Here is a 4408-nt window from a genome sequence, read left to right on the forward strand (position 1 = left end):
CCGGACGCGACCTGCGCGTCGACGGCAGCCAGATCTCGGGTGGCGCGTCCGCGGGCGCGGAGTCGTCGCCCCACAGCAGGGCGGCGCTGCGCCCGCGCAGCACCCCTCCGGGCCAGGTCCGCGCCAGCGCGACGCTGCGCATGCGGAGATCGTCCCGTTGGTCCTCCCGCCGGTACATTCCGTGCCAGATCCGCCGATAGCGCGCGCGGTCAGCGGGATCCGGTACCGCGACGGCGAGTTCGGCCGTGGTCAGCGGGCCGGGTGGCAGAACGCCCCGTGCACCCCGTGTTCCCTGTGCGCCGCGGCGGATTCTGCCCGGTGGTGGCGGGTCGCCGGCCACCGTCTCCGCACCGCGTCCTCCCGCATCGAGGACTCGGGCACGGGACGCATCTGGGATCTCCATACCCGTCACTGTGGCGCACGGAGCCGTTGCTCTAGGGCCGGGAAGCCGCCTTCCGGGCGGCGTCTGTGGAGAACGCCACACCTGTGGAATCTCACGACCCACCGCTGTTACACGCAGCTAGCTAACTCGACTCATCGTCCGCCGAGGATCAACCTGTCACACCGACTCACAGACGGAGGAAAAGATTCAGAAGGAAATCGTCGTTCCCGAGGACATGGCCCACTTGGTGGAGCGGTTCAACTACTCACCGGCAGTGAAGGTCGGCAGCCTGATCTACTGCTCGGGCCAGGCCGGGCGGGACTCGGAGATGAACGTCATCGACAGCAGCCTCGAGGATCACTTCGTGGCGGCCTGGGAGAACCTGGGCACGGTACTCCGGGCCGGCGGGTCGGATTTCGAGCACATCGTGGAGATGACCACGTACCACGTCGGTCTCCAGGACCACCTGCCCCTGTTCCTCGACGTCCGCAGCCGCTACATCCCCCGGACGGACGTCCCCACGGCGTGGAGTGCGATCGGCGTCAGCGAGCTGACGTTCCCCGGCCAGCTCGTCGAGTTGAAGGCGGTGGCCCTGGTGCCGTGATCGACCGCCGGCCCCCTAGGGGTGGTGCTCGCGGAGATAGGCGGAGAACACCTGCTCCGGGGGGCCACCGCGGTGCAGGAACTGCTGGTCCAGCGTCGCCGCGAGCCGCTCCAGTGCCACCGAGAGCTGGCAGCGACCCAGCTCCACGGCGGCCGGCGACCCCGCCGGGCCGGGTTCGGACAGTCGCACCGCGCCGGCCAGCTGTCGTGGCAGGGACAGGTCCGCGGACCGCTCGCGGAAGTAGAAGCCCTCGGAGTGCTGGAAGAAGTCGATCCGGACCTCCTCGACCCTGTCTGCCACCGCCGTCAACTGGGCACACACCGGCTCCGCCGGCAGGTCCGGGATCCGCCCCGCGAAGTCGACCTCGTCCAGACGCGACAGTTCCTGCGCCAACGCCCGCCGCCGCAACAAGGGCGGATACACCTGGTTGAACCAGGTCAGTGCCCCGGTGAGCAGGGCGAATCCCGTCAACGCCTGGAACGGTGTGATCCACCGGATCCACGAATCGGAGGGGACCATGTCGCCGAACCCCAGGGTGGCCAGCGTGACGAACGAGAAGTACAGGGCCTCGACGAACGCCGGGAGACTGTCCGGATCGATCCCGTCGGAGTAGGTGAAGTCCGCGGGCACGTGCGGGTAGTAGATCACTCCCCAGCCCAGACCCTGGAGCACCACCCACAGCAGGATGACCGTCACCAGGGCCGCCGGACCCACCGCGCTGCCCACCCGGTGGCCCGTCGCCCGGGACACCCGCCACATCCCCGCGAACACCCAGGGACTCAGGTACCCGGTGCCCCCGGGGTGCATCAGCGTGTGGAACACGTCCATCAACACCACCGCGATGAGCGCCACGCCCACCGCCGTCAGCACGATCTCGACCATCACCCCACCCTAAGCGGCGAGCGGACGGCGGGTCAGAGTCCGTACAGCCGCGCCCAGTTCTCCCGCGTGGTGAGCCCGGCCTGCGCGGCACGCCACCGCTCCTGGGCGGCCGGGGCCTCCCGGACGAACCGGGCGAGCAGCGAGACCAGCCGCTTCTGCAGCTCGGTGGCCCGCGCCGGGTCCACCTTGCGGTGGTGCACCCCGGTCTGCGAGGCGTCGGTCACGTACACCTCGTCGAACAGGGAGACGTGCCACCAGGCCGCGTCCTCGTAGGGGATCGCCACCACACCGCGGCGCTGCCGGCCCAACTTCTGTAAGAGCAGCCGCTTGGCGAGCACCTGGTCCTCGCGGTCCTCCCGCGGGATCCCCACCTTGCGCCGGACACCGATCCCGGCGGGCAGGGCCTCCACCCCGAGCTTGGCGGTCTCCGGGTACCGCGCGCGCTCGGCGCGGATCGCGGCCAGCGCGGCCTGACCGCCGTCACCGACGCCGTGGGTGCCGTCGGGCCCGTCGAGGAACGCCTCGATCCCGCGCAGGCGGGTGGCGGCGAGCCCGTACTGCATGCCCGCCACCGCGCGCAGGACGCTCCGGGCGAGGTTCTTGGCCATGTCCTTCGGGTCGATCCCCTGCCGGACCGCCGCTGTGGTCAACGAGTTGCGCAGGGAGAAGAACTGGCCGAAGTCGTCGCCGTCCTTCCAGTAGAAGTCCGCGTGCCACACCGCCGCGCCCTGCAGGGTGCACGTGGGCATCCCCGCCTGGCGGCAGCGCAGGCCGTACTCGATGTCGTCCCACTGGAAGAAGTACGGCATGGGGAGTCCGACGCGCTCCACGGCCTCGCCGGGGACGAGGCAGGACCACCACGCGTTGTACTCGGCGTCGATCCGCCGCTCCTGCCGGCCCGCGACCACCGACTCGTCACGCAGCGCGAACTCGTCGGCGTCCAACCCGCCCCGGAGCTCGTCGAGCTGCGTCCGTTCGGCCGAGACCAGCAGGTAGTCCGGGTTGAACAGGTACAGCATCTGGGCACCCACGAGCATCGGTTCGCGGGTGACGGCGGCGAAGGCGAACAGGCGCAGCACCGTCTCGGGCTCCACCCGGACGTCGTCGTCCATGAGCAGCACGTCCACCGGCCCCGGGCCGTCCGGGGCCGTGGCCTCGTACAGCCCGCGGCTGAAGCCGCCGGCACCGCCGAGGTTGGGCTGACGCAGGTAGTGCAGCCGGTCGCCGAACTCCTCCGCCGCGTGCCGGAACGGATCGCGGGTCTCCACGAGGTCGGTGCCCTGGTCCGTGACATAGAGGTCGTCGATCAGGTCCGCGACGAGGGGATCCGAGGCCAGCGAGTCGACCGTGGCCGCACAGTCATCCGCCCGGTTGAACGTGCAGATGGCCACGGCGGCGCGGCGGGCGGGCCTCGTCGTCGTCGTACTCCACTCCACCTCCGACACCGTCGCCGGCGCGTCGACGGCGTGCACCTCCAGCCACATCGCGCCACCGTCGGTGAACGTGTCCACCGGCACGTCCAACACCGCCATACCGTCGCCGTGGTGGTGGACCACCTCCACCGTCCGCACGTGGGAGCCGATGTCCGAGGCGCGCACCAGCACGTCGACCTGCCCGACGGTCTCCACCGACACCCGTACGGTCAGGTCGGTGACGGAGGTCCAGCGCTGCCAGTAGGACGCCTCGAACCGGCCGAAGTAGGTGTTGGTGTCGACGATCGCGCCGGGCTCCAGGTGCAGCTCGGTGCGTGTGCGGCGCACCACGCCCCGCGTGATCCGCGAGTACAGGTCGTCGTTGACCCACCGGCGCGGGCCGGAGAACAGGGTGCGCTGGAGCAGCAGATCGCGCTCGGGCCGGTCGGTCCCGGTGTCGGCGTCTGCGGTTGTCACGGTGGTGGCGTCCATGGGGCGATGCGCTCCTGGGAGTCGGTTAGGCGGTGCCGTCCAGGCTAGCCCCCGGGCCGGGGGGCGCCGCCTCGACGACCGGTGAGTCGGTGTTCGGGGGCTGCCCCGGCGGCGTCACCGGGGGGATGCCGGGTGGCGGGGGCAGCGGCTGGTGGTCCGCGGGCACCGGCAGGACCTCGTACAGACGGGCGCCCGGAGTGGCCTCCACCAGCCGCAGGTTCGGGTTGAGGTGCAGCCCGATGAACCCACCCGGCCGGCCCGGCCCGCCCACGGACTCCGTCCCGACGATCACCCAGCGCACGTCCCGGAGTTGCATCTCGCGGGTGACGGTCGGGTCGAAACCGTAGCGGTTGACCGAGGTGTACAGCGTCATGCGGTCGGCGCCGACCTGCGCGACCGGGTCGTCGGCGAGCGGCGCCCCGAACACCACCGGCACCCCGTGGAGCGCGTAGACCCAGGCGGTGCCGTCGAACGGGTCGTTCAGGGCCACCCCGCCGTCGTACCTCTCCCCCAGCGCGTCCAGCACGAGCCGCTCGTCGGCGGTGACCGCGGGCCCGTCGGCGTACCCCCAGGCGGTCAGGTCCCGCGCCATCACCGCGTGCCCGGAGGCGGTGAGCAGGGCCAGCGCCGCCGCCA

At 71.4% G+C, this 4408-nt stretch carries 4 protein-coding genes; 1 reads left to right on the forward strand and 3 read right to left on the reverse strand.

Translation table 11 applies throughout. From position 1 onward, the window contains the following. The first annotated feature begins 617 nt into the window (after positions 1–617). On the forward strand, positions 618–986 hold the full coding sequence (locus G6023_RS12890; protein WP_067714759.1) for a RidA family protein: 369 nt from the start codon (positions 618–620) through the stop codon (positions 984–986). Positions 987–1001: 15 nt separating this feature from the next. On the opposite strand, the gene G6023_RS12895 is transcribed toward G6023_RS12890, so the two are convergent. The 3 genes from G6023_RS12895 to G6023_RS12905 all read right to left on the reverse strand — a co-directional run. Beyond that, the gene (locus G6023_RS12895; RefSeq protein WP_159148146.1) at positions 1002–1868 is read right to left on the reverse strand and encodes a potassium channel family protein; all 867 of its coding nucleotides are present in this window, start codon (positions 1866–1868) and stop codon (positions 1002–1004) included. Positions 1869–1900: 32 nt separating this feature from the next. Beyond that, positions 1901–3772: a glycosyltransferase gene (locus G6023_RS12900; RefSeq protein ID WP_182635873.1), complete on the reverse strand. Its 1872-nt coding sequence runs from the start codon at positions 3770–3772 to the stop codon at positions 1901–1903. A 25-nt stretch (positions 3773–3797) separates the two neighbouring features. Beyond that, positions 3798–4408: DUF6541 family protein (locus G6023_RS12905; RefSeq protein WP_347570774.1), on the reverse strand; the 611-nt coding region annotated here is incomplete at its 5' end.

The organism is Dietzia sp. DQ11-71, assembly GCF_014144995.1.
Classification (GTDB): domain Bacteria; phylum Actinomycetota; class Actinomycetes; order Mycobacteriales; family Mycobacteriaceae; genus Dietzia; species Dietzia kunjamensis.